The 26,157-nt window shown below is 71.5% G+C and carries 26 protein-coding genes; 23 read left to right on the top strand and 3 right to left on the bottom strand.

Annotated elements, in window-relative coordinates; translation table 11 throughout:
- Window positions 1-62: 62 nt before the first annotated feature.
- Together ACIP93_RS20080 and ACIP93_RS20075 are read right to left on the bottom strand one after the other, a co-directional pair.
- Window positions 63-1,292, bottom strand: coding sequence for a DUF349 domain-containing protein (locus ACIP93_RS20080; RefSeq protein WP_345224919.1), 1,230 nt, complete (start codon window positions 1,290-1,292; stop codon window positions 63-65).
- Between the two features lie 182 nt (window positions 1,293-1,474).
- On the bottom strand, window positions 1,475-2,275 hold the full coding sequence (locus ACIP93_RS20075; protein WP_401760716.1) for a peptidylprolyl isomerase: 801 nt from the start codon (window positions 2,273-2,275) through the stop codon (window positions 1,475-1,477).
- Window positions 2,276-2,442: 167 nt separating this feature from the next.
- On the opposite strand from ACIP93_RS20075, the gene ACIP93_RS20070 reads away from it, so the two are divergent.
- The 20 genes from ACIP93_RS20070 to nusB all read left to right on the top strand — a co-directional run bounded on the left by ACIP93_RS20070 (window position 2,443) and on the right by nusB (window position 22,065).
- Window positions 2,443-3,138 (top strand): MBL fold metallo-hydrolase, encoded by a 696-nt coding sequence (locus ACIP93_RS20070; protein WP_345224923.1) that lies wholly within the window; start codon window positions 2,443-2,445, stop codon window positions 3,136-3,138.
- 10 nt (window positions 3,139-3,148) lie between these two features.
- A complete protein-coding gene (hisS, locus tag ACIP93_RS20065; protein WP_401760714.1) occupies window positions 3,149-4,411 on the top strand; it encodes a histidine--tRNA ligase in 1,263 nt (420 codons plus the stop codon).
- Window positions 4,412-4,635: 224 nt separating this feature from the next.
- Entirely contained in the window at window positions 4,636-5,283 is a 648-nt protein-coding gene (locus ACIP93_RS20060; protein ID WP_345224927.1) for a vitamin K epoxide reductase family protein, read from the top strand.
- A gap of 49 nt (window positions 5,284-5,332) precedes the next feature.
- On the top strand, window positions 5,333-6,703 hold the full coding sequence (locus tag ACIP93_RS20055) for a replication-associated recombination protein A (RefSeq protein ID WP_345224929.1): 1,371 nt from the start codon (window positions 5,333-5,335) through the stop codon (window positions 6,701-6,703).
- A 43-nt stretch (window positions 6,704-6,746) separates the two neighbouring features.
- Entirely contained in the window at window positions 6,747-7,430 is a 684-nt protein-coding gene (locus tag ACIP93_RS20050; protein WP_401760712.1) for a DUF1524 domain-containing protein, read from the top strand.
- A gap of 341 nt (window positions 7,431-7,771) precedes the next feature.
- Window positions 7,772-8,386, top strand: coding sequence for a 30S ribosomal protein S4 (gene rpsD, locus ACIP93_RS20045; RefSeq protein WP_345224933.1), 615 nt, complete (start codon window positions 7,772-7,774; stop codon window positions 8,384-8,386).
- A 202-nt stretch (window positions 8,387-8,588) separates the two neighbouring features.
- Window positions 8,589-9,032 (top strand): DUF948 domain-containing protein, encoded by a 444-nt coding sequence (locus tag ACIP93_RS20040; RefSeq protein WP_345224935.1) that lies wholly within the window; start codon window positions 8,589-8,591, stop codon window positions 9,030-9,032.
- Window positions 9,033-9,039: 7 nt separating this feature from the next.
- Complete coding sequence (locus ACIP93_RS20035) at window positions 9,040-9,375, top strand: DUF6167 family protein (protein ID WP_345224937.1); 336 nt, start codon at window positions 9,040-9,042, stop codon at window positions 9,373-9,375.
- Window positions 9,375-12,044, top strand: coding sequence for an alanine--tRNA ligase (alaS, locus tag ACIP93_RS20030; RefSeq protein ID WP_345224939.1), 2,670 nt, complete (start codon window positions 9,375-9,377; stop codon window positions 12,042-12,044). Before ACIP93_RS20035 ends, alaS begins: the two co-directional genes overlap by 1 nt.
- Window positions 12,044-12,508 carry a Holliday junction resolvase RuvX gene (gene ruvX / locus ACIP93_RS20025; RefSeq protein ID WP_401760708.1) on the top strand — a complete coding sequence of 155 codons (465 nt, stop codon included), beginning with the start codon at window positions 12,044-12,046 and terminating at the stop codon, window positions 12,506-12,508. The genes alaS and ruvX overlap by 1 nt, the downstream gene beginning before the upstream one ends.
- A 123-nt stretch (window positions 12,509-12,631) precedes the next feature.
- Window positions 12,632-14,464, top strand: a complete 1,833-nt coding sequence (mltG, locus tag ACIP93_RS20020; RefSeq protein ID WP_401760706.1) for an endolytic transglycosylase MltG — start codon at window positions 12,632-12,634, stop codon at window positions 14,462-14,464.
- Window positions 14,461-15,291 carry a shikimate dehydrogenase gene (locus ACIP93_RS20015; protein WP_401760704.1) on the top strand — a complete coding sequence of 277 codons (831 nt, stop codon included), beginning with the start codon at window positions 14,461-14,463 and terminating at the stop codon, window positions 15,289-15,291. The genes mltG and ACIP93_RS20015 overlap by 4 nt, the downstream gene beginning before the upstream one ends.
- Window positions 15,292-15,421: 130 nt before the next feature.
- Window positions 15,422-16,606: a chorismate synthase gene (aroC, locus tag ACIP93_RS20010; protein ID WP_345224947.1), complete on the top strand. Its 1,185-nt coding sequence runs from the start codon at window positions 15,422-15,424 to the stop codon at window positions 16,604-16,606.
- Window positions 16,607-16,635: 29 nt separating this feature from the next.
- Entirely contained in the window at window positions 16,636-17,118 is a 483-nt protein-coding gene (locus tag ACIP93_RS20005) for a shikimate kinase (protein ID WP_401761018.1), read from the top strand.
- Window positions 17,115-18,215, top strand: coding sequence for a 3-dehydroquinate synthase (gene aroB, locus ACIP93_RS20000; RefSeq protein ID WP_345224949.1), 1,101 nt, complete (start codon window positions 17,115-17,117; stop codon window positions 18,213-18,215). The genes ACIP93_RS20005 and aroB overlap by 4 nt, the downstream gene beginning before the upstream one ends.
- A gap of 5 nt (window positions 18,216-18,220) precedes the next feature.
- Entirely contained in the window at window positions 18,221-18,697 is a 477-nt protein-coding gene (aroQ, locus tag ACIP93_RS19995; protein WP_345226655.1) for a type II 3-dehydroquinate dehydratase, read from the top strand.
- A 195-nt stretch (window positions 18,698-18,892) separates the two neighbouring features.
- Complete coding sequence (locus ACIP93_RS19990; RefSeq protein ID WP_345224950.1) at window positions 18,893-19,816, top strand: Pro-rich N-terminal domain-containing protein; 924 nt, start codon at window positions 18,893-18,895, stop codon at window positions 19,814-19,816.
- Between the two features lie 80 nt (window positions 19,817-19,896).
- On the top strand, window positions 19,897-21,012 hold the full coding sequence (locus ACIP93_RS19985; protein WP_401760701.1) for a M24 family metallopeptidase: 1,116 nt from the start codon (window positions 19,897-19,899) through the stop codon (window positions 21,010-21,012).
- A 49-nt stretch (window positions 21,013-21,061) separates the two neighbouring features.
- Window positions 21,062-21,628 carry an elongation factor P gene (gene efp, locus ACIP93_RS19980; RefSeq protein WP_185030603.1) on the top strand — a complete coding sequence of 189 codons (567 nt, stop codon included), beginning with the start codon at window positions 21,062-21,064 and terminating at the stop codon, window positions 21,626-21,628.
- Between the two features lie 2 nt (window positions 21,629-21,630).
- Window positions 21,631-22,065, top strand: a complete 435-nt coding sequence (gene nusB, locus ACIP93_RS19975) for a transcription antitermination factor NusB (protein ID WP_189827350.1) — start codon at window positions 21,631-21,633, stop codon at window positions 22,063-22,065.
- A gap of 366 nt (window positions 22,066-22,431) precedes the next feature.
- On the opposite strand, the gene bldD is transcribed toward nusB, so the two are convergent.
- Window positions 22,432-22,932, bottom strand: coding sequence for a transcriptional regulator BldD (gene bldD / locus ACIP93_RS19970; RefSeq protein ID WP_185030598.1), 501 nt, complete (start codon window positions 22,930-22,932; stop codon window positions 22,432-22,434).
- Window positions 22,933-23,171: 239 nt separating this feature from the next.
- On the opposite strand from bldD, the gene pyrR reads away from it, so the two are divergent.
- The 3 genes from pyrR (at window position 23,172) to ACIP93_RS19955 (ending at window position 26,154) form a co-directional block, all read left to right on the top strand.
- Window positions 23,172-23,774, top strand: coding sequence for a bifunctional pyr operon transcriptional regulator/uracil phosphoribosyltransferase PyrR (pyrR, locus tag ACIP93_RS19965; protein ID WP_345224960.1), 603 nt, complete (start codon window positions 23,172-23,174; stop codon window positions 23,772-23,774).
- A 102-nt stretch (window positions 23,775-23,876) separates the two neighbouring features.
- Window positions 23,877-24,836, top strand: coding sequence for an aspartate carbamoyltransferase catalytic subunit (locus ACIP93_RS19960; RefSeq protein WP_345224964.1), 960 nt, complete (start codon window positions 23,877-23,879; stop codon window positions 24,834-24,836).
- 31 nt (window positions 24,837-24,867) lie between these two features.
- Entirely contained in the window at window positions 24,868-26,154 is a 1,287-nt protein-coding gene (locus ACIP93_RS19955) for a dihydroorotase (RefSeq protein ID WP_345224966.1), read from the top strand.
- Window positions 26,155-26,157: the final 3 nt, after the last annotated feature.

The following is a 26,157-nucleotide window of genomic DNA, read 5'->3' as shown; positions in this document are numbered from 1 at the left end:
ACGCGGCAGGGGCCCCCGGCGCGATGCCGGGGGCCCCTGCCGCGTACGGACCGCGGGACGGCTCAGCCGCCGAACTCCTCCAGGCCCTTCATGGCCTGGTCGAGCAGGGCCTGACGGCCCTCCAGCTCACGCGCCAGCTTGTCGGCCTTGGCGTTGTTGCCGGCGGAGCGCGCCGTGTCGATCTGCTTCTGGAGCTTCTCGACCGCGTCCTGGAGCTGACCGGTCAGACCCGCGGCACGCGCACGCGCCTCCGGGTTGGTCCGCTTCCACTCGTTCTCCTCCTGCTCCTGGAGGGCGCGCTCGACGGCCTGCATCCGGCCCTCGACCTTCGGGCGGGCGTCACGCGGTACGTGGCCGATGGCCTCCCAGCGCTCGTTCAGGGCCCGGAACGCGGCGCGCGCGCTCTTGAGGTCCTTGACCGGCACCAGCTTCTCGGCCTCGGCGGCGAGCTCCTCCTTGAGCTTGAGGTTCTCGCCCTGCTCCGCGTCCCGCTCGGCGAAGGTCTCGCCGCGGGCGGCGAAGAAGACGTCCTGGGCGCCGCGGAAGCGGTTCCACAGGTCGTCCTCGAACTCGCGCTGGGCGCGGCCCGCCGCCTTCCACTCCGTCATCAGGTCGCGGTAGCGCGCCGCCGTGCCGGCCCAGTCGGTCGACTTCGACAGCGACTCGGCCTCGGCGACCAGCTTCTCCTTGGCCTTGCGGGCCTCCTCGCGCTGCGCGTCCAGCGAGGCGAAGTGCGCCTTGCGGCGCTTGGAGAACGCCGAGCGGGCGTGCGAGAAGCGGTGCCAGAGCTCGTCGTCCGCCTTGCGGTCCAGGCGGGGCAGGCCCTTCCAGATGTCCACCAGGGCGCGCAGCCGCTCACCGGCCGACCGCCACTGGTCGCTCTGCGCCAGCTCCTCGGCCTCGGCGACCAGCTTCTCCTTGGCGCCCTTGGCCTCGTCGGCCTGCTTGGCCTTCTCCGCCCTGCGCTCCTCGCGGCGCTTCTCGACCGTCGTGACCAGTGCGTCCAGGCGCTTGGTCAGCGCCGCCAGGTCGCCGACCGCGTGATGCTCGTCGACCTGCGTGCGCAGGTGGTCGATCGCGGTCTGGGCGTCCTTGGCCGACAGGTCGGTGGTCTTCACCCGGCGCTCAAGAAGCCCGATCTCGACGACCAAGCCCTCGTACTTGCGCTCGAAGTAGGCCAGCGCCTCCTCGGGAGAGCCCGCCTGCCAGGAACCGACGACCTTCTCACCGTCGGCCGTACGCACGTACACGGTGCCCGTCTCGTCGACACGGCCCCACGGGTCGCTGCTCACAGCGCCTCCTCCACATGATGCCCGCCGAGGCTCGTGAGCCCCCGGGCATCGTCCACACGTTTTTCAACGTCCACAGTCTGATCAGTCTGCTCGCCGGGCCGAAAGACGCCCTGCACACCGCCAACATAGGCGACGTGCGGGGCGGCTGTCCGCATCCCGCCCATCTGGGTTTGCCGACGGGTCTACTTGGTCACGGTCGCCCTGTCGACGACCACGGTGGCGTTCGGGGCCCCGTCGCCGGTACCGGCCGACTCACCCGCACCAGCGATCTTCTCCAGCACGTCCCGGCCCGCCCTGACGGTGCCGAAGGGGGTGTAGTTCGGCGCCAGCTCGCTGTCCTTGTAGACCAGGAAGAACTGGCTGCCGCCGGTGCCGGGGCCCTTGTTGGCCATCGCGACGGTGCCCGCCGGGTAGGTGCCGCCCTTGATCCTCGGGTCCTTCAGGTTCTCGTCGGGCAGCTTGTAGCCGGGGGTGCCGGTGCCCGCCGCGGTCGGGTCGCCGCACTGCAGGACGTAGACGCCCCGGGTGGTCAGGCGGTGGCACCTGGTGTGGTCGAAGTAGCCCTTGTCCGCCAGGAACTTGAAGGAGTTCACCGTGCGCGGGGCGTTCTTCGCGTCCAGGTCCAGCTCGATGTCGCCGCACGTGGTGGTGAGCTTCATCCGGTACGCCGCCGACGTGTCGACGTCGAGCTCCGGCTCCTTGGGGAAGGAGAGCTTCGCCGGTTCGCCCGGGGCGGGCTTGGCGCACGGGTCGGGCTTCTTCCCGGGGGCCGGGGCGTCGGCGACGTCGGCCGCGCCCTTGTCCTCGCCGTCGAAGAGACCCGTGGCGAACGCCGTCGCCCCGGCCGCCACCACCACGGCCACCGCCGCGGCGACGACAGCGGTGCGCCGCCGGGCCCTGCGCCGTCTCTCGGCACGCCGCTGCTGCTGGCGCTCGAACTTCTCCCTGGCGAGCTGCCGCCGCCGCTGATCGCTGCTGACCACCGGGTCTTCTCCTCGTACGTGTCGACTGACGCCGGACATGAGTCCGGCCGGGCCCGAGCCAGCCCGTACCGTATACGGGTTGCCTGTGGGACGAGGAGCGCCGGTAGGCTCTTTGTCTGTTGCGTACGCAATAGATGAAGCGTTGGACGACCACGAAGAGGACCATCGTGCTGATTGCCGGGTTCCCCGCCGGAGCCTGGGGGACCAACTGCTACCTGGTCGCCCCCGCCGCGGGCGAGGAGTGCGTCATCGTCGACCCCGGCCACCAGGCCGCCCAGGGGGTCGAGGAGACGCTGAGGAAGCATCGGCTGAAGCCCGTCGCCGTCGTGCTCACCCACGGCCACATCGACCACGTCGCCTCCGTCGTCCCCGTGTGCGGCGCGAAGAACGTGCCCGCCTGGATCCACCCCGAGGACCGCTTCATGATGAGCGACCCGGAGAAGGCCCTTGGCCGCTCCCTGGGCGCCCAGCTGATGGGCGAGCTGACCGTGGGGGAGCCGGACGACGTCAGGGAGCTGCACGACGGCACCGAGCTGAAGCTCGCCGGTCTGGACCTGACCGTGTCGCACGCGCCCGGCCATACGAAGGGGTCGGTGACCTTCGGGCTGCCCGAGGCGGCGGACATCCCGCCGATCCTCTTCTCGGGCGACCTGCTGTTCGCCGGCTCCGTCGGACGCACCGACTTTCCCGGCGGCTCCCACGCCGATCTCCTGAAGTCGCTGGCCCGCGTGTGCCTGCCGCTTGAGGACTCGACCGTGGTGCTGTCCGGGCACGGCCCCCAGACGACCATCGGCCAGGAGCGCGCGACCAACCCGTACCTGCGGGGACTGGACGACGCGCCCGCCCCTCGACGAGGAATGTGAACCCCCTCCCGTGAGCACCTTCAAGGCCCCCAAGGGCACGTACGACCTGCTTCCGCCCGTCTCCGCGACCTACCTCGCGGTGCGCGAGGCCATCGCCGCGCCGCTGAGGAACTCCGGCTACGGCTACATCGAGACCCCCGGCTTCGAGAACGTCGAGCTGTTCGCGCGCGGTGTCGGCGAGTCCACCGACATCGTCACCAAGGAGATGTACACCCTCACCACCAAGGGCGGCGACGAGCTCGCCCTGCGCCCCGAGGGCACCGCCTCCGTGCTGCGCGCCGCCCTGGAGGCCAACCTCCACAAGGTCGGCAACCTGCCCGTCAAGCTCTGGTACTCCGGCTCGTACTACCGCTACGAGCGCCCGCAGAAGGGCCGCTACCGCCACTTCTCGCAGGTCGGCGCGGAGGCCATCGGCGCCGAGGACCCCGCCCTCGACGCCGAGATGATCATCCTGGCCGACCAGGCGTACCGCACGCTCGGGCTCCGGAACTTCCGCATCCTGCTCAACTCGCTCGGCGACAAGGAGTGCCGCCCCGTCTACCGGGAGGCCCTCCAGTCCTTCCTGCGCGGTCTCGACCTCGACGAGGACACGGTCCGCCGCGCCGAGATCAACCCGCTGCGCGTCCTCGACGACAAGCGCCCGGACGTGCAGCGGCAGCTCGTCGGCGCCCCGGTGCTGCGCGACTACCTGTGCGACGCGTGCAAGGCGTACCACGAGGAGGTCCGCGCCCTGGTCACGGCGGCGGGCGTCGCCTTCGAGGACGACGAGAAGCTGGTCCGCGGCCTGGACTACTACACCCGCACCACCTTCGAGTTCGTCCACGACGGCCTCGGCTCGCAGTCCGCGGTGGGCGGCGGCGGCCGCTACGACGGCCTGTCCGAGATGATCGGCGGCCCGGCGCTCCCCTCCGTCGGCTGGGCGCTCGGCGTCGACCGCACGGTCCTCGCCCTGGAGGCCGAGGGCATCGTCCTCGACATCCCCGCCGCGACCTCGGTGTACGCGGTGCCGCTCGGCGAGGAGGCCCGCCGGGTGCTCTTCGCCAAGGTCGTCGAGCTGCGGAAGGCGGGGGTCGCGACCGACTTCTCCTTCACCGGGCGCGGACTGAAGTCGGCCATGAAGAACGCCCACCGCAGCGGCGCCCGCTACGTCGTCGTCGCCGGGGAGCGCGACCTCGCCGAGGGCCAGGTCCAGGTCAAGGACATGGAGTCCGGCGAGCAGGAGCCGGTCGCGCTGGACGCGGTCGTCGCGGAGCTCCGCCGCCGCCTGGGCTGACCGCGGCCGGAAAGGGGCCCGGAATCATTGATTCCGGGCCCCTTCCCGTGCGCGCCCCGTCCGCCCGTCGGGCGTACGTCCGAACCGACGCCCGCGGCCTGCCCCTGTCGGCCGTGCCTCAGGGCCCCTTATCTCCTTCCGACAGCCTCCGCCCCCGCCCGTGCGGCAGAATGAGCGGGACCCACGGGGCCTGCGCGGGCCCCGGCAGCGACGGAACGGCGATCATGACGACGACAGCGGTTGACGACGTGTCAGAGGGCGCGTCTGCGGAGACGGACGAGCGCGACGGGGCCGGCCGCATCGGCGCGGGACGGGCCTTCGCCTGGATGCTGGTCATCACGGGAGCGGCCGGGCTGCTCGCCGCCTGGGTGATCACGATCGACAAGATCAAGCTGCTGGAGGACCCGGACTTCGTCCCCGGGTGCAGCCTGAACCCCGTCGTCGCCTGCGGCAACATCATGAAGAGCGACCAGGCCGCCTTCTTCGGGTTCCCCAACCCGATGCTCGGCCTCGTCACCTACGGCATGGTCGTCGCCATCGGCGTCGCCCTGCTCGCCGGGGCCCGCTTCAAGCGCTGGTACTGGCTCGGGCTGAACGCCGGAACCCTCTTCGGCGTCGCCTTCTGCACCTACCTCCAGTACCAGTCGCTCTACACCATCCGCTCGCTGTGCCTGTGGTGCTGCCTGGCCTGGGTCGCGACGATCTTCATGTTCTGCTACGTCACCGTGCACAACCTGAAGCACCGGATCCTCCCGGCCCCGCGCGCCCTGCGCAACGGGCTCGTGGAGTTCCACTGGGTCGTGCCGGTGCTGTGGATCGGGGTCATCGGAATCCTGATCCTCACGAACTGGTGGAGCTTCTGGACCAGCTGAGTCCCCTCCGCCGGGGGCGCTGTCAGTGGTCTCGCCTAGGCTTCTGGGCGTGGAGCCCGATCTTTTCACCGCAGCCGCGGAAGAACGCCAGGCGAGCGACCCGTCCGCCAGCCCCCTGGCCGTACGGATGCGCCCGCGCACCCTCGACGAGGTCTTCGGGCAGAAGCACCTGCTCAAGCCGGGCTCCCCGCTGCGCCGCCTGGTGGGGGAGGGCAGCGGCGGACCCGCCGGGGCGTCGTCGGTGATCCTCTGGGGGCCGCCCGGCATCGGCAAGACGACACTGGCGTACGTGGTGAGCCAGGCGACCCAGAAGCGCTTCGTCGAACTGTCCGCGATCACGGCGGGGGTCAAGGAGGTGCGGGCCGTCATCGAGGGCGCCCGGCGCGCCTCCGGCGGGTACGGCAAGGAGACCGTCCTCTTCCTCGACGAGATCCACCGCTTCAGCAAGGCCCAGCAGGACTCCCTGCTGCCCGCCGTGGAGAACCGCTGGGTCACCCTGATCGCGGCGACCACCGAGAACCCGTACTTCTCGATCATCTCGCCGCTGCTCTCCCGCTCCCTGCTCCTCACCCTCGAATCCCTCACCGACGACGACCTGCGCGGCCTGCTGCACCGGGCGCTCACCGAGGAGCGCGGACTCGGCGGCGCGGTCACCCTGCCCCAGGACGCCGAGGACCACATCCTGCGGATCTCCGGCGGTGACGCCCGACGCGCCCTGACCGCCCTGGAGGCGGCCGCCGGGGCGGCGATCGCCAAGGGCGAGCAGGAGATCACCCTGGAGACGGTCGAGGAGGCCGTCGACCGGGCGGCCGTGCGCTACGACCGCGACGGCGACCAGCACTACGACGTCGCCAGCGCCCTCATCAAGTCCATCCGGGGCTCCGACGTCGACGCCGCCCTGCACTACCTGGCACGGATGATCGAGGCGGGGGAGGACCCCCGCTTCATCGCCCGCCGGCTCATGATCTCCGCCAGTGAGGACATCGGCCTCGCCGACCCCACCGCCCTGCCCACCGCGGTCGCCGCCGCCCAGGCCGTCGCCATGATCGGTTTCCCCGAGGCCGCCCTCACCCTCAGCCACGCCACCATCGCGCTCGCGCTCGCCCCCAAGTCCAACGCCGCCACCCTCGCCATCCAGGCCGCCCGGGCGGACGTGCGCAACGGCCTCGCCGGAGCCGTCCCCGCGCACCTGCGCGACGGGCACTACAAGGGCGCCGCCGAACTCGGACACGCCCAGGGGTACGTCTACCCGCACGACGTCCCCGGCGGCATCGCCGCCCAGCAGTACGCCCCGGACGAGGTCAAGGACAAGGAGTACTACCGGCCCACCCGCTACGGCGCCGAGGCCCGGTACGCGGACGTGGTCGAGAAGGTGCGCGAGCGGCTCCACGGCCCGGAGCGGCCTCCCGCCAAGGGGTGAGCACGACGGGCGGGAGCGTGTCCGCGCGGTTACGCTGCGAAGCATGGCCCGACGAACGGCGGTACTCCTCGTCAGCCTGGCGGTGGCCACCTCCTGCCACCGGGCCGAGACCCCTCCCGAGCGGCCCTCGCCCGTACCGCTCATCCGCCACGGCTTCCCGCCGGACGCCGACCGCGCCCGCCGCCAGCTCGACGGGCTCACCGTCGCCCGGGCCGGGGACGGGGAGGCGTACCAGCGGGTCGCCTTCGGCGAGACCTGGACGGACGAGACCGACGCCCCCGGCGGGCGCAACGGCTGCGACACCCGGGACGACGTCCTGCACCGGGACCTCGCCGCCGCCGAGCCGGGCGGCCCCGAGGACTGCGTCCCCCGCTCCGGGGTGCTCCACGACCCGTACACCGGCAGGGTGCTCCCGTACTCCCCCCGCACGGCCTCCCGGATCGAGACCGACCATGTCGTCGCGCTCGGGGCCGCCTGGCGGGCCGGGGCCTGGGCCTGGACGCCGGAACAGCGGCTCACGTACGCCAACGACCTCGACGTCCTGCTCGCGGTCGACGGGCAGGCGAACCACGACAAGAACAGCAGGACCCCCGACCAGTGGAAGCCCCGCCGCGCCTACTGGTGCGAGTACGGCCGCCGCTGGACCGGCATCAAGAGCAAGTACGCGCTGACGGTGACCCCGTCCGAGAAGGCCGCGCTGCACGAGATGCTGGGCACGTGCCCCTGAGGGGGGCCGGTCCGCACCATCGCGCCCGACCCCGTACAATCGACCGGAGCGCTGCGTCCCGTGTCCGGTCCCGTACCGGCATCACCAGAACGGGACATGCAGCCGGAGCCCCCTTCGGGGGTGTTCCAGGAGCGTCGCGCACCGTTGATGGTGTCGCGGGCAGCCCACCACCCCAAGGGCCTCGGGGCCCCGGCCGGTAGGTGGGCCACTCGCGTGCTGCACATAGTGCCCAGACCAGGGAGCGGCTGCCCGTCCGGCGACGGAGGGGTTTCCCAGGCTGCGGATGCGACCTCCCTTAACCCTGGTGAAGCCGTATTCCACACAGATAGAGAGGTTGGTTCGTGCCGAACCAGTCCCGCCCCAAGGTCAAGAAGAGCCGTGCGCTCGGCATCGCGCTGACGCCGAAGGCCGTCAAGTACTTCGAGTCGCGCCCCTACCCGCCGGGCGAGCACGGCCGTGGCCGCAAGCAGAACTCGGACTACAAGGTCCGTCTGCTGGAGAAGCAGCGTCTGCGCGCCCAGTACGACATCAGCGAGCGCCAGATGGCGCGCGCCTACGACCGCGCCAAGAAGGCCGAGGGCAAGACGGGTGAGGCGCTGGTCGTCGAGCTCGAGCGTCGCCTCGACGCCCTGGTCCTGCGTTCGGGCATCGCCCGCACCATCTACCAGGCCCGCCAGATGGTCGTCCACGGCCACATCGAGGTCAACGGCGGCAAGGTCGACAAGCCGTCGTTCCGCGTCCGTCCCGACGACGTCGTGATGGTCCGCGAGCGCAGCCGCGAGAAGGTCCCCTTCCAGGTCGCCCGCGAGGGTGGCTACGACACCGAGGGTGAGACCCCGCGCTACCTCCAGGTGAACCTGAAGGCCCTGGCCTTCCGCCTGGACCGCGACCCGAACCGCAAGGAAATCCCGGTCATCTGCGACGAGCAGCTGGTCGTCGAGTACTACGCCCGCTGATTTCGGCGTCGTCCTCCCGCACACGCGTGCACTGCCCGTCGTCTTCCCGCTCCCTCACCGGAGCGGGGAGCGGCGGGTTTGCGCGTTGTGGGGGCCGCCCGGCGGGGCACGGGTTATCCGGTACGGAGCCGTGGCCCCGGCGCGATAGGCTCGCGGGACGACCTTTCACAACCACAATCTCTTGACCAACAGGGAGCGCATCGTGTCCGGTGGAGAGGTGGCCGGGATCCTGGTGGCCGTCTTCTGGGCGATCCTCGTCTCCTTCCTGGCCCTGGTGCTGGTGAGGCTGGCGCAGACGCTCAAGGCGACGACCCGGATGGTGGCCGACGTGACGGACCAGGCGGTCCCGCTGCTGGCCGACGCCTCCGCGACCGTCCGCTCGGCGCAGACACAGCTGGACCGGGTCGACGCGATCGCCTCCGACGTCCAGGAAGTCACCTCGAACGCCTCGGCGCTCTCCACCACCGTCGCCTCCACCTTCGGCGGCCCCCTGGTCAAGGTCGCCGCCTTCGGGTACGGCGTCCGCCGGGCGATCGGCCTCCGCAAGTCGCCGGAGCCGCCGGCTCCGGAACGCACCGTGATCGTCGGCCGGACGCTGCCGACAGCGCGCCGCCGGGCCCGGGGATCGCGCGGAAACAAGAACTGAGGCCGCGATGTTCCGCCGTACATTCTGGTTCACCGCAGGCGCCGCAGCCGGCGTGTGGGCCACCCAGAAGGTCAACCGCAAGATCAAGGCGCTGAGCCCCGAGAGCCTCGCCGCGCAGGCCGCCGACAAGGCGGTCGAGGCGGGCCACCGGCTCAAGGACTTCGCGCTCGACGTCCGGGCCGGGATGGTCCAGCGCGAGGCCGAACTGGGCGACGCGCTCGGCCTCGACGCGGCGCCCGAGGACGCGCGAGAGCTTCCCCCGCAGCGGTACGCCGTTGCCCTCGACAACCCCAGGACCCCGTATCCCCACGGGAGTTCGCACAACCGGAATGAGGACCACTGATGGAGTCGGCAGAAATTCGTCGCCGCTGGCTGAGCTTCTTCGAGGAGCGCGGTCACACCGTTGTCCCTTCGGCGTCGCTCATCGCGGACGACCCGACTCTGCTCCTGGTCCCGGCGGGCATGGTGCCCTTCAAGCCGTACTTCCTGGGTGAGGTCAAGGCCCCCTGGGACCGCGCCACCAGCGTCCAGAAGTGCGTCCGCACCCCGGACATCGAAGAGGTCGGCAAGACCACCCGGCACGGCACGTTCTTCCAGATGTGCGGCAACTTCTCCTTCGGGGACTACTTCAAGGAAGGGGCCATCCGCTTCGCCTGGGAGATCCTGACGAAGTCCGTCGACGACGGCGGCTACGGCCTCGACCCCGAGCGCCTGTGGATCACCGTCTACCTGGACGACGACGAGGCCGAGGAGATCTGGCGGGAGAAGATCGGCGTCCCCGCCGAGCGCATCCAGCGCCTGGGCAAGAAGGACAACTACTGGTCGATGGGCGTCCCCGGACCCTGCGGCCCCTGCTCGGAGATCAACTACGACCGCGGTCCCGAGTTCGGCGTCGAGGGCGGCCCCGCCGTCAACGACGAGCGCTACGTGGAGATCTGGAACCTGGTCTTCATGCAGTACGAGCGCGGCGCCGGCACCGGCAAGGAGGACTTCGAGATCCTCGGCGAGCTGCCGTCCAAGAACATCGACACGGGTCTGGGTCTTGAGCGTCTTGCCATGATCCTCCAGGGCGTGCAGAACATGTACGAGACCGACACCCTGCGCGTCGTCATGGACAAGGCCACCGAGCTGACCGGCGTCCGCTACGGCGCCGCTCCCGCCAGCGACGTCTCGATGCGCGTGGTCGCCGACCACATGCGCACCTCCGTCATGCTCATCGGCGACGGCGTCACCCCCGGCAACGAGGGCCGCGGCTACGTGCTGCGCCGCATCATGCGCCGCGCCATCCGCAACATGCGTCTCATGGGAGCCACCGGCGCCGTCGTCCAGCAGCTCGTGGACACGGTCGTCGACACGATGGGCCAGCAGTACCCCGAGCTCATCACCGACCGCCAGCGCATCCTGGGCGTCGCCCTCGCCGAGGAGGCCGCCTTCCTCAAGGCCCTCAAGGGCGGCACCAACATCCTGGACACCGCCGTCACCGAGACCAAGGCCGCCGGCGGCCAGGTCCTCTCCGGTGACAAGGCGTTCCTGCTCCACGACACCTGGGGCTTCCCGATCGACCTCACCCTGGAGATGGCCGCCGAGCAGGGCCTCTCGGTGGACGAGGACGGCTTCCGCCGCCTGATGAAGGAGCAGCGGGACCGGGCCAAGGCCGACGCCCAGGCCAAGAAGCACGGCCACGCCGACATGTCCGGCTACCGCGAGATCGCGGACGCCTCCGGCGAGACCGACTTCATCGGCTACACCGCCACCTCCGGCGAGTCCCGCGTCGTCGGCATCCTCGTCGACGGCGTGCCCTCGCCGGTCGCCACCGAGGGCGACGACGTCGAGATCGTCCTGGACCGCACCCCCTTCTACGCCGAGGGCGGCGGCCAGATCGGCGACACCGGCCGCATCAAGGTGGACAGCGGCGCGATCATCGAGGTCCGCGACTGCCAGAAGCCGGTCCCCGGCGTGTACGTCCACAAGGGCGTTGTCCAGGTCGGCGAGGTCACCGTCGGCGCCCAGGCGCAGGCCACCATCGACGTGCACCGCCGCAACGCCATCGCCCGCGCCCACTCCGCCACCCACCTCACCCACCAGGCGCTGCGCGACGCGCTCGGCCCCACGGCCGCCCAGGCCGGCTCGGAGAACCAGCCCGGCCGCTTCCGCTTCGACTTCGGCTCGCCGGCCGCCGTGCCCGGCAACGTCCTCGTCGACGTCGAGCAGCGCATCAACGAGGTCCTCTCGCACGAGATGGACGTCCGCGCCGAGGTCATGTCGATCGACGAGGCCAAGAAGCAGGGCGCCATCGCCGAGTTCGGCGAGAAGTACGGCGAGCGGGTCCGCGTGGTGACCATCGGCGACTTCTCCAAGGAGCTGTGCGGCGGCACGCACGTCCACAACACCGCCCAGCTCGGCCTGGTGAAGCTGCTCGGCGAGTCGTCCATCGGTTCCGGCGTGCGCCGCATCGAGGCCCTGGTCGGCGTCGACGCGTACAAGTTCCTGGCCCGTGAGCACACGGTCGTCGCCCAGCTCCAGGAGCTGGTCAAGGGCCGTCCCGAGGAGCTTCCGGAGAAGGTCTCCGCCATGCTCGGCAAGCTGAAGGACGCCGAGAAGGAGATCGAGAAGTTCCGTGCGGAGAAGGTCCTCCAGGCCGCCGCCGGACTCGTCCAGGGCGCCAAGGACATCAAGGGCGTCGCCCTGGTCACCGGTCAGGTGCCCGACGGCACCTCCGCCGACGACCTGCGCAGGCTGGTCCTCGACGTGCGCGGCCGCATCCAGGGCGACCGGGCCGCCGTCGTGGCCCTGTTCACCACGGCCAACGGCCGCCCGCTGACCGTCATCGCCACCAACGAGACGGCCCGTCAGCGCGGCCTGAAGGCGGGCGACTTGGTGCGCACCGCCGCCAAGACCCTCGGCGGGGGCGGCGGCGGCAAGCCGGACGTCGCCCAGGGCGGCGGCACCAGCGTCACCGCCATCGGCGACGCCATCGACGCCGTCGAGCGCATGGTCGGGGAAACGGCCTGATGCGACGCGGACGCCGTCTCGCGATCGACGTCGGGGACGCCCGGATCGGGGTCGCCTCGTGCGACCCCGACGGGGTCCTCGCCACGCCGGTGGAGACCGTGCCGGGACGCGACGTCCCGGCCGCCCACCGGCGGCTGCGCCAACTGGTCGAGGAGTACGAACCCCTCGAAGTCGTCGTCGGACTCCCTCGCTCCCTCAACGGGGGCGAGGGCCCGGCCGCGGCGAAGGTCAGGAAGTTCGCCCAGGAACTCGCCCGGGGCATCGCCCCGACCGCTGTCCGGCTGGTCGACGAGCGGATGACCACGGTGACCGCCACCCAGGGACTGCGCGCTTCGGGAGTGAAGTCGAAGAAGGGACGGTCCGTCATCGACCAGGCCGCCGCGATTGTCATTCTTCAGAACGCGCTTGAGGCCGAACGGGTGTCTGGGGACCTGCCTGGCGAAGCCGTCGAAGTGGTTGTCTGATCGCGGTACGGTAACGTTCCGCGCCGTGGCGGCGTTCGAACAGCTGCCGCACAGGAACTGAGGCGGGACGGATGCCGTGCCCCACGCGCGCCACACCCGCCGCCTCGCGGCTCTAGGGGACCGATGACTGAGTATGGCCGGGGTCAAGGCTCCGAACCGTGGCACCCGCAGGCCCCCGGTGAGCAGCAGTACGGGGACCAGGGCGGCCAGGCTTGGGTCGGACAGCAGGCCGGAGACGGCTCGGTTCCCCACGACGGGGCGTACGACGGCCGGCAGCAGTACGCGCCGCAGGGCCCGCCCCCGCAGCCGTACTACGACAACGGCCAGTACCAGCAGACCCCGCAGCACAACGGCCAGTACGTCCAGGGGCACGACGGCGGCCAGTACCCGCAGGCGCAGCAGCACACCGAGCAGTACGGCCAGAGGCAGGACGCCGGCCATGACGGCGGCCAGTACTCCCCGGCGTACGACAGCGGGCAGTACGCGCAGGTCTCCCAGCAGAGCGGCCAGTACCCGCAGCAGCAGGGACACGGACAGCAGCAGAGCGACTGGGACACCGGCCGGGGCCAGGCGATCCCGTACGGAATGAACGCGGCCGACCCCTACAGCGGCCAGCAGCCCGGCTACGACACGGGGCAGGACCACTACGGCACCCCCGAGGCGTACCCGCCGCCGCAGCCACCCGGCCAGCGGCAGTCGCCGCCCGAACCGGTGATCGACTGGGACGAGGAGGCCCGGCAGAAGGAGGAGCACCCCTTCTTCACCGGCGCCCCCGACAGCCGGGGCGCGCGGGACGGCGAGGACGGGTACGACGACGAGCCCGCCCCCCGCCGGGGCAAGGGCGGCGGCAAGGGCAAGAAGAAGGGCCGCAACGGCATCGCGTGCCTGGTGGTCTCGGTGGTCCTGCTCGGGGGGCTCGGCGGGGTCGGGTACATCGGCTACTCGTTCTGGAAGGACCGTTTCGGCCCGGTGGAGGACTTCGAGGGCGAGGGCACGGACCCCGTCCAGATCGAGGTCAAGAGGGGCGCCGACGGAAACGAGATCGCCAACACGCTGAAGAAGGCCGGCGTCGTCAAGAGCGTCTCCGCCTTCACCGCGGAGCTGGCGAAGGACCAGAAGAAGGGCAACGCCCTGCAGACGGGCGTCTACGTCCTGAAGAAGGAGATGTCCGCCAAGGCCGCGCTGGAACTCATGCTCAGTCCGGCCAGCCGGAACAACTACATCCTCCCGCCGGGCACCCGCAACGCCCAGGTCTACGAAGCCCTCGACAAGCGCCTCGAGCTCAAGCCCGGCACCACGAAGGACATCGCGAAGGCGCAGGCCGACAAGCTTGGACTCCCCTCGTGGGTGCCGAAGAAGCCGGACATGATGGACCGTCTGGAAGGCTTCCTGTACCCGGGCACCTACCCGGTCGCCCAGGGGACGAAGCCCGAGGACGTGCTGCGCAAGATGGTCGCGCAGGCCACCGAGAACTACGCCAAGCAGGACCTCGCGGGCCAGGCCGAGAAGCTGGGCCTGGAGTCGCCGTTCGACGTGATCACCGTGGCGAGCCTGGTGCAGAAGGAAGGCAAGTACAAGCGCGACTTCGACAAGGTCGCACGCGTCGTCTACAACCGGCTGCAGCCCAACCAGACCGAGACCCACGGCCGCCTCCAGTTCGACTCCACGGTCAACTACCTCAAGTCGACGAGCACGCTGGACATCGGCAACACGGACGACCTCGCCAAGTTCAAGCACCCCTACAACACGTACTACCTGAACCAGAAGGGCCTGCCGCCCGGCCCGATCAGCAACCCGGGGGACGAGGCCCTGCACTCGGCGCTGAACCCGACGCCCGGACCGTGGTTCTACTTCATCTCGATGACCTCGGAGAACACCATCTTCACGAACACCTACGAGGAGCACCAGCGGCTCGTGAAGCAGTACAACGAGGAACGGAAGAAGTCGAAGCAGTGAGCAGTCGCCGCAGCCGGGCCGCCGTGCTCGGCAAGCCCATCGCCCACTCCCTCTCCCCGGTCCTGCACCGCGCCGCGTACGCGGAGCTCGGGCTCGACGGCTGGTCGTACGACCGCTTCGAGGTGAACGAGGAACAACTCCCCGCCTTCGTGGGGGAGTTGGGCGCGGAGTGGGCGGGCCTCTCGCTGACCATGCCGCTCAAGCGGGCGATCATCCCGCTGCTCGACGAGGTCAGCGAGACGGCGGCCTCGGTGGAGGCGGTGAACACCGTCGTCCTCACCGAGGACGGGCGCAGGCTCGGCGACAACACCGACATCCCCGGCATGGTCTCCGCCCTGCGCGAGCGCGGGGTCGACAAGGCCGAGTCGGCGGCCGTCCTCGGCGCCGGGGCCACCGCCTCCTCCGCGCTCGCCGCGCTCGGCCGGATCTGCACCGGCCCGGTCACCGCGTACGTGCGCAGCGCGGCCCGCGCCACCGAGATGCGGACCTGGGGCGAGCGACTGGGCGTCGACGTGCGCACCGCCGACTGGAGCGACGCCCGCGAGGCCTTCGCGGCGCCGCTGGTGATCGCGACCACACCCGCCGGAACGACGGACGCCCTGGTCACGGACGTGCCGGAGGCCGTCGGGACGCTTTTCGACGTGCTGTACGAGCCGTGGCCGACGCCGCTGGCGAGTGCCTGGGCGGCGCGTGGGGGAGCGGTGGTCGGCGGGCTCGACCTGCTCGTGCACCAGGCCGTGCTGCAGGTCGAGCAGATGACGGGCGTCCCCGTCGCACCGCTCGCCGCGATGCGGGCCGCGGGCGAGCGGGCGCTGTCCGAAAGGTGATCATCCGGTCCGAGTGCTGGACCGGGGGCAGGACCGTGCCGCCGGACATGGGAGGATCGGGAGCGGCGGGTCCGGGCCGCGCATCCGGGCTGCGTCATTGCAGTTCCAGGCGCGAGCATGAGGAGCACCGTTGAGCAGGTTGCGCTGGCTGACCGCGGGAGAATCCCACGGACCCGCACTCGTCGCGACGCTGGAGGGACTTCCCGCCGGCGTGCCGATCACCACGGAGATGGTGGCGGACGCTCTGGCCAGGCGGCGGCTGGGCTATGGGCGCGGCGCCCGGATGAAGTTCGAGCAGGACGAGGTCACCTTCCTCGGCGGCGTACGGCACGGCCTCACCATGGGCGGTCCCGTCGCGATCATGGTGGGCAACACCGAGTGGCCCAAGTGGGAGAAGGTCATGTCGGCCGACCCGGTGGACCCCGAGGAGCTGGCCACGATGGCGCGCAACGCGCCGCTGACCCGCCCCCGCCCCGGTCACGCCGACCTCGCGGGCATGCAGAAGTACGCCCTGGACGAGGCCCGTCCGGTCCTGGAGCGCGCGAGCGCCCGGGAGACCGCGGCGCGGGTGGCGCTGGGCACGGTGGCCCGTTCGTACTTGAAGGAGACGACCGGCATCGAGATCGTCTCGCACGTGGTGGAGCTGGCGGCGGCGAAGGCCCCGTACGGTGTGCTGCCCGTGCCCGCCGACGAGGCGAGGCTGGACGAGGACCCGGTGCGCTGCCTGGACGCGGACGCGTCGAAGGCGATGGTCGCGGAGATCGACCAGGCCCACAAGGACGGCGACACCCTGGGCGGTGTGGTCGAGGTGCTGGCGTACGGCGTGCCGGTGGGCCTCGGTTCGTTCACGCACTGGGACCGGCGGCTGGACTCCCGGCTGGCGGGTGCGCTCATGGGCATCCAGGCCATCAAGGGCGTCGAGGTCGGCGACGGCTTCGACCTGGCGCGGGTGCCGGGCTCCAAGGCGCACGACGAGATCGTGCCGACGGCCGACGGCGTGAAGCGCACGACCGGGCGCGCGGGCGGTACCGAGGGCGGCATGTCCACGGGCGAGCTGCTGCGGGTGCGGGCCGCGATGAAGCCGATCGCGACGGTGCCGCGCGCGCTGGCCACGATCGACGTGGCGACCGGCGAGGTCGCCGCCGCCCACCACCAGCGCTCCGACGTGTGCGCGGTTCCGGCGGCGGGCATCGTGGCCGAGGCCATGGTGGCGCTGGTCCTGGCGGACGCGGTCGCCGAGAAGTTCGGCGGGGACAGCGTGGGCGAGACGCGGCGCAACGTGCGGTCGTACCTCGACAACCTCCAGATCCGGTGAGCGGCCCCGAGGTCGTGCTCGTCGGGCCGATGGGGGTCGGCAAGACCACCGTCGGCGCGCTGCTCGCCGAGCGGCTGGGGCTTCCGCACCGGGACACCGACGCGGACATCGTCGCAGCTCAGGGCCGTGAGATCGCCGACATCTTCGTCGACGAGGGCGAGGAGTACTTCCGTGGGCTGGAGCGGGAGGCCGTCCGCGCGGCCGTCGCCGAGCACACGGGCGTGCTCGCGCTCGGCGGCGGGGCGGTCCTCGACGCGTCGACCCGGGAGCTGCTCTCCGCGTACCCGGTCGTCTATCTGTCGATGGACGTGGAAGAAGCGGTGCGGCGCACCGGGCTGGGCCAGGCCCGGCCGCTGCTCGCCGTGAACCCGCGCAAGCAGTGGCGTGAGCTGATGGAGGCCCGCCGCACCCTGTACACCGAAGTCGCCCGGGTGGTCGTGGCCACCGACGGGCGCACCCCCGAAGAGGTCGCCCAGGCGGTCCTGGACGCACTGGAGTTGAAGGACGCATGAGCGAGCAGGCTGGAGCACCGACGCGGATCACGGTCGGTGGCACGGACGGCACCGAGGCGTACGAGGTGCTGGTGGGGCGGCAGTTGCTGGGCGAGCTGCCCGCTCTGATCGGCAAGCAGGCCAAGCGGGTCGCCGTACTGCACCCCGAAGCCCTCGCGGAGACCGGTGAGGCGCTGCGGGCGGACCTCGCGGACCAGGGCTACGAGGTCATCGCGATCCAGTTGCCGAACGCCGAGGAGTCCAAGACCGTCGAGGTCGCGGCGTACTGCTGGAAGGCGCTCGGGCAGACCAACTTCACCCGCACCGACGTGATCGTCGGCGTCGGGGGAGGGGCCACCACGGACCTCGCGGGCTTCGTCGCGGCGACCTGGCTGCGCGGGGTGCGCTGGATCGCCGTACCGACGACCGTGCTCGGCATGGTCGACGCGGCCGTCGGCGGCAAGACCGGCATCAACACCGCCGAGGGCAAGAACCTGGTGGGGGCCTTCCACCCGCCGGCCGGAGTGCTGTGCGACCTCGCGGCGCTGGACTCGCTGCCGGTCAACGACTACGTGTCCGGGCTCGCGGAGGTCATCAAGGCCGGGTTCATCGTGGACCCGGTGATCCTGGACCTGATCGAGGAGGACCCGCAGGCGGCGCGCACCCCGGCGGGCCCGCACACCGCCGAGCTGATCGAGCGGTCCATCCGGGTCAAGGCGGAGGTGGTGTCCGGGGACCTCAAGGAGGCCGGACGCCGCGAGATCCTCAACTACGGGCACACCCTCGGGCACGCCATCGAGAAGAACGAGCGGTACAACTGGCGGCACGGCGCGGCCGTGTCGGTCGGCATGGTCTTCGCCGCCGAACTGGGCCGGATCGCGGGCCGGCTGGACGACGCGACGGCCGACCGGCACCGGTCGGTCCTGGAGGCGGTCGGGCTGCCGCTCACCTACCGGGGCGACCAGTGGCCCAAGCTGGTGGAGAACATGAAGGTCGACAAGAAGTCCCGCGGCGACCGGCTGCGCTTCATCGTCCTGGACGGACTGGGCAAGCCCGTCGTGCTGGAGGCCCCGGACCCGGCGATGCTGCTCGCGGCACACGCCGAGATCGCGGCGTGAGCGGCGTGGGCGGCGTCAGCGGCACGGGTGACGCGAGCGGCGGGAGCCGCCGGGTGTTCGTGCTCAACGGACCCAACCTCGGCCGCCTCGGCTCGCGGGAGCCCGACGTGTACGGGGCGACGTCGTACGCCGGTCTCGTGGCGGCCTGTCAGGGGCTCGGCGAGGAGCTCGGCTTCGAGGTCGAGGTGCGGGAGACCAACGACGAGGGCGAGCTGATCCGCTGGCTGCACGAGGCGGCGGACGGCTCGATTCCGGTCGTCCTCAACCCGGGGGCCTTCACCCACTACTCGTACGGGATGCGGGACGCGGCCGCCCAGCGCACCGCCCCGCTGATCGAGGTGCACATCTCGAACCCGTACGCCCGTGAGGAGTTCCGGCACACCTCGGTCGTCGCGGCCGTCGCCAGCGGCACGGTCGCGGGCTTCGGCATCGGGTCCTACCGGCTCGCTCTGCGGGCGCTCGCCGAGGAACTCGACGGCTGACTCCGCCGTCTGACAGGGCAGGGCAGCCAACGACCGCCCCCGTCGTTCACCTGGTGAACGACGGGGGCGGTACCGTTCGAGGGTTCGACCCGGTCTTTTCGGGTCAGCATCACAACGGTTTCGACGCACCGATACGGTTTCGATTCCACCGATCAGCCCGGCAACAGTCGCCTGTACGAGACGGAGTGGCACCGGATGCAGCACGTAGTGGGGGCGCCGCTGCCACCGCCGCACGGTTCTGGCCAGAGCTGGGCGGGCGCCGCCCCGCACCCGCCCGTCGGCCCGCCGGCTCCCCAGGGCCCGCCGGCTCCCCAGGGGCCGCCGTTGCCGCCGCACACCCCGCCGCAGGGGCCCCCGCCCGGGGCCACGGCGCACGGCGCGGGACACGGCGCGGGACACGGCCACGCCCCCGGCGCGCCGCAGCAGGGCCCCGGGCCCGGCCCGCAGAACGCCCCCGTGCCGTCCGGGGCGCGGGACACCACCGGGCACATCCAGTTGCCGCCGGGCGGCCCCGTGCCGCTGCCGCAGCCGCCGGGGGCGCCCGGGCACGCCGGCACGGGCCACACCACGCTCGCCGTGCTGCTGATAGGCCCCGCGGGAGCGGGCAAGACCACCGTGGCCAAGTACTGGGCGCAGAGCCGCCGGGTGCCGACGGCGCACATCAGCCTGGACGACGTACGGGAATGGGTGTGCTCCGGCTTCGCCGACCCGCAGTCGGGGTGGAACGACCATTCCGAGGCGCAGTACCGGCTGGCCCGGCGGACCTGCGGGTTCGCGGCGCGCAACTTCCTGGCCAACAACATCTCCTGCATCGTGGACGACGCCGTCTTCCCCGACTGGCCGGTGGTGGGACTCGGCGGCTGGAAGCGGCACGTGGGGCCGGGACTGCTGCCGGTGGTGCTGCTGCCCGGACTGGAGGTCGTCCTGGAGCGCAACGCCAAGCGGAGCGGCAACCGGCGGCTGAGCGACGAGGAAGTCGCGCGGATCCACGGGCGGATGGCCGGGTGGTACGGGTCGGGGCTGCCCATCATCGACAACTCGCGGTTCGACGTGCCGACGACGGCGCGGCTGCTGGACGAGACGCTGGCGCGGGCGGTCGCGAGTCCGCCGACCTGGTAGGCGGGTCACCCCCCGGAGGGCGCTCCTCGGTCGGACGCGCTCAGACGGCGGGGCGGGGCGGGCGTACCTACGTTGAGGGCATGTCCGATGCCCATGGAATTCGCCGTGGGCGGCTGCGCGACCGTGCGGCCGCCGCGGGCAGCGAGGCGGCGCTCGTCTCCCGGCCCGCCAACGTCCGCTACCTCGCCGGGAGCGCCCCGCCCGGGGCCGTGCTGCTCATCGGACCGGGGGACCCGGGGAGCGACGTGCTGCTGTGTCCCCGCACGTCGGAAGGGACCCTGGTGGAAGGGCGGCCCGACGAGGCGCTCAGGGTCAGCGTGCTGCCCGTGCCCGGCGCGGACGCCGCGGTCGCCGCGGCCGGGTTCGCGGCGGCGGCCGGGGCCGGGACGCTGGCCGTGGAGGAGCACCACCTGACGGTGGCCAGGTACCGGGCGCTCGGCTCGGTCGCCCCGCGGGTACGGCTCACGGAGCTGGGGTCCGCCGTCGAGCAGCAGCGGGTCGTGAAGGACCAGGAGGAGCTCGCCTGCCTGCGGACGGCCGCCGAGATCGCCGACCAGGCCCTGGGGGAACTGCTGGAGTCCATCCTCGTCGGGCGGACCGAACGGCATCTCGCCCTGGAGCTGGAGCGGCGGCTCGTCGATCACGGGGCCGACTCCCCGGCCTTCGCCACCTCCGTCGGGTCCGGCCCGCACGCGGGCCGCGGCGGGCACCGGCCGACCGACCGCCGGGTCGAGGAGGGCGATTTCCTGTCGGTGTGCCTGGGGGCGGACTTCCGTGGGTACCGGTGCGAGATCGGCCGCACCTTCGTGATCGGGACCGCCCCGGCGGACTGGCAGGTCGACCTGTACGACCTGGTCTTCGCCGCCCAGCGGGCGGGCCGGGAGGCCCTCGCGCCCGGTGTCGAGTACCGCGAAGTGGACCGCGCGGCCCGGCAGTCGCTGGAGGCGGCGGGGTACGGCGACGTGCTTCCGGCGGCCACCGGACACGGTGTGGGGCTCGAAATCGTGGAGGACCCGCAGTTGGCACCGTCGGCCATGGGTAAACTGGACGCTTGTGTGCCGGTCACCGTCGAACCGGGGGTTCACCTCCCTGGCCGGGGCGGAGTCCGGATCGATGACACTCTCGTCGTGCGCCCCGAGGCGGACGGCGGACCCGAGCTACTCACCATTACGACCAAGGAACTCCTCGCGCTCTAGCCGCGGGCGTTCCGACGGTCGTTCCACCAGTCCAGGAGATTCCGCAACCGTGGCTTCCACGAACGACCTCAAGAACGGCATGGTGCTCAAGCTCGACGGAGGCCAGCTCTGGTCCGTCGTCGAGTTCCAGCACGTCAAGCCCGGCAAGGGCCCGGCCTTCGTGCGCACCAAGCTCAAGAGCGTGATGTCCGGCAAGGTCGTCGACAAGACGTTCAACGCCGGCACCAAGGTCGAGACGGCCACCATCGACCGCCGCGACATGCAGTTCTCGTACATGGACGGCGACTACTTCGTCTTCATGGACATGGACACCTACGACCAGCTCATGGTCGACCGCAAGGCCGTCGGCAACACCGCCAACTTCCTCATCGAGGGCTTCACCGCCTCGGTCGCGCAGCACGAGGGCGAGGTGCTCTACGTCGAGCTCCCGGCCGCCGTCGAGCTGACCATCCAGCACACCGACCCCGGCGTGCAGGGCGACCGCTCCACCGGCGGCACCAAGCCCGCCACCCTGGAGACCGGTTACGAGATCGGCGTCCCGCTGTTCATCACGACCGGCGAGAAGATCAAGGTCGACACCCGCACGGGCGACTACCTCGGCCGGGTGAACAGCTAACCGTGGCCGCTCGCAACAACGCCCGCAAGCGCGCGTTCCAGATCCTCTTCGAGGCCGATCAGCGCGGCACGTCCGTGCAGAATGTCCTCGCGGACTGGGTCCGGCACTCGCGGAGCGACGAGCGACAGCCGCCGGTGACCGAATACACGATGGAACTCGTCGAGGGGTACGCCCAGTACGCGCCCCGCATCGACGAGCTCATCGAGACCTATGCCGAGGGCTGGGACCTCGACCGGATGCCGGTCGTGGACCGCAACATCGTCCGGCTCGGCACGTACGAGCTGGTGTGGGTGGACGGGACCCCGGACGCGGTGGTGATCGACGAGGCGGTTCAGCTCGCCAAGGAGTTCTCCACCGACGAGTCCCCGTCGTTCGTGAACGGCCTGCTCGGCCGCTTCAAGGATTTGAAGCCGAAGCTGCGCCGCGAGGAGAGCTGACGCTCGCCGCGCGGGGTTCTCCGCCGACGAAGGGCCTGCGGTACGGGTGATCCCGTACGGCAGGCCCTTCGTCGCGTCGGGACCCCCGGGCGGGGTTTCCGCCACAGGCGCGCGGGAGCCTCGCGTGGGAGCGTCGTGGGGCCCGGTCCCGTGCAGGTGCGTGGTGGCTCGTCGCGCCCGCGCGGCGGAGCCGCACATCGGCCCGGCCCCCGCCCCCCTGACGGCATGCCCGCCGGGCAGCCATTCCCGCCGCCCGGCGGCCCCGCGCGCACGAAAACCGCCGGGGGCGGTGGGGGGCCCATGGCTCCCACCGCCCCCGGCGGTACGTTTCTTCTCTTGCGGCTCCCGGCTCGACGGGGCCCGGGATCAGACCTCTTCGTGGCCGACGGCGCGCCGCGCGTCCGCGTCCAGGACGCCCCAGCTGATGAGCTGTTCGGTCAGGACCGAGGGCGACTGGTCGTAGATCACGGCCAGGGTGCGCAGGTCGTCCTGACGGATCGACAGCACCTTGCCGTTGTAGTCGCCGCGCTGCGACTGGATCGTGGCGGCGTACCGCTGGAGCGGGCCGGCCTTCTCCGCCGGAACGTGCGCGAGACGCTCCAGGTCGAGACGGAGCTTCGGCGGGGGCTCGGCCGCTCCGCCGGGCGTCGTGCCGGGCAGGAGCTCCTGGACGGGGACCCCGTAGAAGTCCGCCAGCTCGGCGAGGCGCTGCACGGTCACGGCACGGTCGCCGCGCTCGTACGAACCCACCACGACCGCCTTCCAACGGCCCTGGGACTTCTCCTCGACACCGTGGAGGGAAAGGCCCTGCTGGGTGCGGATCGCGCGGAGCTTGGCCCCGAGCTGCTTGGCGTATTCGCTGGACATAAAGCTCCCCGGACGCTGGAACATTGCGGCTCCGCCGCGTGGCTGGTAACTCACTGTGAGGTTACGCAGCGTTACTTGTCCGCGTCAAGCCGAACGGGTGGGAGCCCTGTGGGAGAAGGGGTCCGAGGGGGTCGGCCCCCGGGGAGGAGGCATTCCGGACCCCCTGGTACCGTGGACCACGCACATCTCGACGTCCTTTAAGAACCGTCCCGTGAGGCGGAGAAGGAGGTCCGTTTCCCATGGACACCAGTAACACCGGCAATTCCGGTACTTCCGGCGAAGGCGATGCGGCAAGGCCCGTTCTCGAAGGCCCCGACATCGCCCGCGTGCTGACCCGTATCGCCCACGAGATCGTCGAACGCGCCAAGGGCGCCGACGACGTGGTCCTGCTCGGCATTCCGACCCGCGGTGTCTTCCTCGCCCGCCGGCTCGCCGCCAAGCTCGAAGAGATCACCGGCCGCCCCATGCCGGTCGGCTCCCTCGACATCACGATGTACCGCGACGACCTGCGCATGCGCCCCGCGCGCGCCCTGGCCCGCACGGAGATCCCCGGCGACGGCCTCGACGGCCGCCTGGTGGTCCTCGTGGACGACGTCCTCTTCTCCGGCCGCACCATCCGCGCCGCCCTCGACGCCCTGGGCGACCTCGGCCGCCCGCGCGCGGTCCAGCTCGCCGTCCTGGTCGACCGCGGCCACCGCGAACTGCCGATCCGCGCCGACTACGTCGGCAAGAACCTCCCCACGTCCCTGCGGGAGACGGTCAAGGTCCAGCTCGCCGAGGAGGACGGTCGCGACACCGTGCTGCTCGGCCTCCAGCAGACCGCCCCGGCCGACAGCAAGTAGCCCCTGCCGCCGCCCGCGACCCGCGATCCGGGTCGCAGGGACGCTGCTGCCTGCCGTCCTGCCTGCTGCCCACCTCCTCCGTACACCTGGAGAGAACCCCCGATGATGCGTCACCTCATCTCGGCCGCCGACCTCACCCGCGACGACGCCGTCCTGATCCTCGACACCGCCGAGGAGATGGCCCGGGTCGCCGACCGGCCGATCAAGAAGCTGCCCACGCTGCGCGGGCGGACCGTCGTCAACCTCTTCTTCGAGGACTCGACGCGGACCCGGATCTCCTTCGAGGCCGCCGAGAAGCGGCTGTCGGCGGATGTCATCAACTTCACCGCCAAGGGGTCCTCGGTCTCCAAGGGGGAGTCCCTCAAGGACACCGCGCAGACCCTGGAGGCCATGGGCGTCGACGCCGTCGTCATCCGGCACGGCGCGAGCGGGGCCCCGTACCGGCTCGCCACCTCCGACTGGATCGACGCGACCGTCATCAACGCCGGTGACGGCACCCACCAGCACCCCACGCAGGCCCTGCTCGACGCCTTCACCATGCGGCGGCGGCTGGTGGGCCGCGACGCGGGCCTGGGACGGGACCTGGAGGGCAAGCGGATCACGCTGGTCGGCGATGTGCTGCACAGCCGGGTCGCCCGCTCCAACGTGGACCTGCTGCACACCCTCGGCGCCGAGGTCACCCTCGTCGCCCCGCCCACCCTGCTGCCGATCGGCGTGGAGAACTGGCCCGCCCGGGTCTCGTACGACATCGACAGCGTCCTGGCGAAGTCCGACGCGGTGATGATGCTCCGCGTCCAGCGCGAGCGCATGAACGCCGCCTTCTTCCCGACCGAGCGCGAGTACTCGCGGCGGTACGGGCTGGACGGCGAGCGGATGGCCAAGATGCCCGAGCACGCCATCGTCATGCACCCCGGGCCCATGGTCCGCGGCATGGAGATCACCGCCGAGGTCGCCGACTCCGACCGCTGCACGGTCGTCGAACAGGTCGCCAACGGCGTCTCCGTGCGGATGGCCGTCCTCTATCTGCTTCTCGGCGGCAACGAGTCCGCCGCCGCCCAGTGACACCCTTCGTACCGAGGAGAACCGAGAAATCATGAGCAAGACCCTGATCCGTGGTGCGAAGGTGCTGGGCGGCGAGGTCCAGGACGTCCTGATCGACGGCGAGACCATCGCCGAGGTCGGCACCGGTCTGTCGGCGGAGGGCGCGGAGGTCGTCGAGGCCGACGGCAGGATCCTGCTGCCGGGCCTGGTCGACCTGCACACCCATCTGCGCGAGCCCGGCCGCGAGGACTCCGAGACCGTGCTGACCGGCACCCGGGCCGCCGCCTCCGGCGGTTACACCGCCGTCTTCGCCATGGCCAACACCTTCCCGGTCGCCGACACCGCCGGCGTGGTCGAGCAGGTCTACCGGCTCGGCAAGGAGTCCGGCTACTGCGACGTGCAGCCCATCGGCGCCGTCACCGTCGGCCTGGAGGGCAGGAAGCTCGCCGAGCTGGGAGCCATGCACGACTCGGCCGCCGGGGTGAAGGTCTTCTCCGACGACGGCAAGTGCGTCGACGACGCGGTGATCATGCGCCGTGCGCTGGAGTACGTGAAGGCCTTCGGCGGCGTCGTCGCCCAGCACGCCCAGGAGCCCCGCCTCACCGAGGGCGCCCAGATGAACGAGGGCGTCGTCTCGGCGGAGCTCGGCCTCGGCGGCTGGCCCGCCGTCGCCGAGGAGTCGATCATCGCCCGGGACGTGCTGCTCGCCGAGCACGTCGGCTCCCGCGTGCACATCTGCCACCTGTCGACCGCCGGCTCGGTGGAGATCGTACGGTGGGCCAAGTCGCGCGGCATCGACGTCACCGCCGAGGTCACCCCGCACCACCTGCTCCTCACCGACGAGCTGGTCCGCTCGTACGACCCCGTCTACAAGGTGAACCCGCCGCTCCGCACGGAGAAGGACGTGATGGCGCTCCGCACGGCGCTCGCGGACGGCACGATCGACATCGTCGCCACCGACCACGCCCCGCACCCGCACGAGGACAAGGACTGCGAGTGGGCCGCCGCCGCCATGGGCATGGTCGGCCTGGAGACCGCGCTGTCGGTCGTGCAGCAGACGATGGTGGAGACCGGGCTGCTCGACTGGGCCGGCGTCGCCGAGCGCATGTCCGCCAAGCCCGCCGCCATCGGCCGCCTGGCGGGCCACGGCCGGCCCGTCGCCGCGGGGGAGCCCGCGAACCTCACCCTCGTGGACGCCGCTTACCGTGGACAGGTGGACCCCGCGGGCTTCGCCTCCCGCAGCCGCAACACCCCCTACGAGGGCCGTGAGCTGCCGGGACGCGTCACCCACACCTTCCTGCGGGGCCGGGCAACGGTCGTGGACGGGAAACTCACGTGACAT

This window comes from Streptomyces sp. NPDC088745 (assembly GCF_044751045.1).
In the GTDB taxonomy this organism is placed as follows: domain Bacteria; phylum Actinomycetota; class Actinomycetes; order Streptomycetales; family Streptomycetaceae; genus Streptomyces; species Streptomyces cremeus.
Note: the sequence above shows the minus strand (reverse complement) of the source record. Positions and strands in the feature narration are given on the sequence as shown.

Coding starts and splice junctions, on each gene's coding strand:
- ACIP93_RS20060 (WP_345224927.1), top strand. CDS start 4,636: ATGACGACGACAGCGGTTGACGACGTGTCAGAGGGCGCGTCTGCGGAG.
- ACIP93_RS20050 (WP_401760712.1), top strand. CDS start 6,747: ATGGCCCGACGAACGGCGGTACTCCTCGTCAGCCTGGCGGTGGCCACC.
- ACIP93_RS20035 (WP_345224937.1), top strand. CDS start 9,040: ATGTTCCGCCGTACATTCTGGTTCACCGCAGGCGCCGCAGCCGGCGTG.
- alaS (WP_345224939.1), top strand. CDS start 9,375: ATGGAGTCGGCAGAAATTCGTCGCCGCTGGCTGAGCTTCTTCGAGGAG.
- ruvX (WP_401760708.1), top strand. CDS start 12,044: ATGCGACGCGGACGCCGTCTCGCGATCGACGTCGGGGACGCCCGGATC.
- mltG (WP_401760706.1), top strand. CDS start 12,632: ATGACTGAGTATGGCCGGGGTCAAGGCTCCGAACCGTGGCACCCGCAG.
- ACIP93_RS20005 (WP_401761018.1), top strand. CDS start 16,636: ATGGGGGTCGGCAAGACCACCGTCGGCGCGCTGCTCGCCGAGCGGCTG.
- aroB (WP_345224949.1), top strand. CDS start 17,115: ATGAGCGAGCAGGCTGGAGCACCGACGCGGATCACGGTCGGTGGCACG.
- ACIP93_RS19990 (WP_345224950.1), top strand. CDS start 18,893: ATGCAGCACGTAGTGGGGGCGCCGCTGCCACCGCCGCACGGTTCTGGC.
- ACIP93_RS19985 (WP_401760701.1), top strand. CDS start 19,897: ATGTCCGATGCCCATGGAATTCGCCGTGGGCGGCTGCGCGACCGTGCG.
- bldD (WP_185030598.1), bottom strand. CDS start 22,932: ATGTCCAGCGAATACGCCAAGCAGCTCGGGGCCAAGCTCCGCGCGATC.
- pyrR (WP_345224960.1), top strand. CDS start 23,172: ATGGACACCAGTAACACCGGCAATTCCGGTACTTCCGGCGAAGGCGAT.
- ACIP93_RS19960 (WP_345224964.1), top strand. CDS start 23,877: ATGATGCGTCACCTCATCTCGGCCGCCGACCTCACCCGCGACGACGCC.
- ACIP93_RS19955 (WP_345224966.1), top strand. CDS start 24,868: ATGAGCAAGACCCTGATCCGTGGTGCGAAGGTGCTGGGCGGCGAGGTC.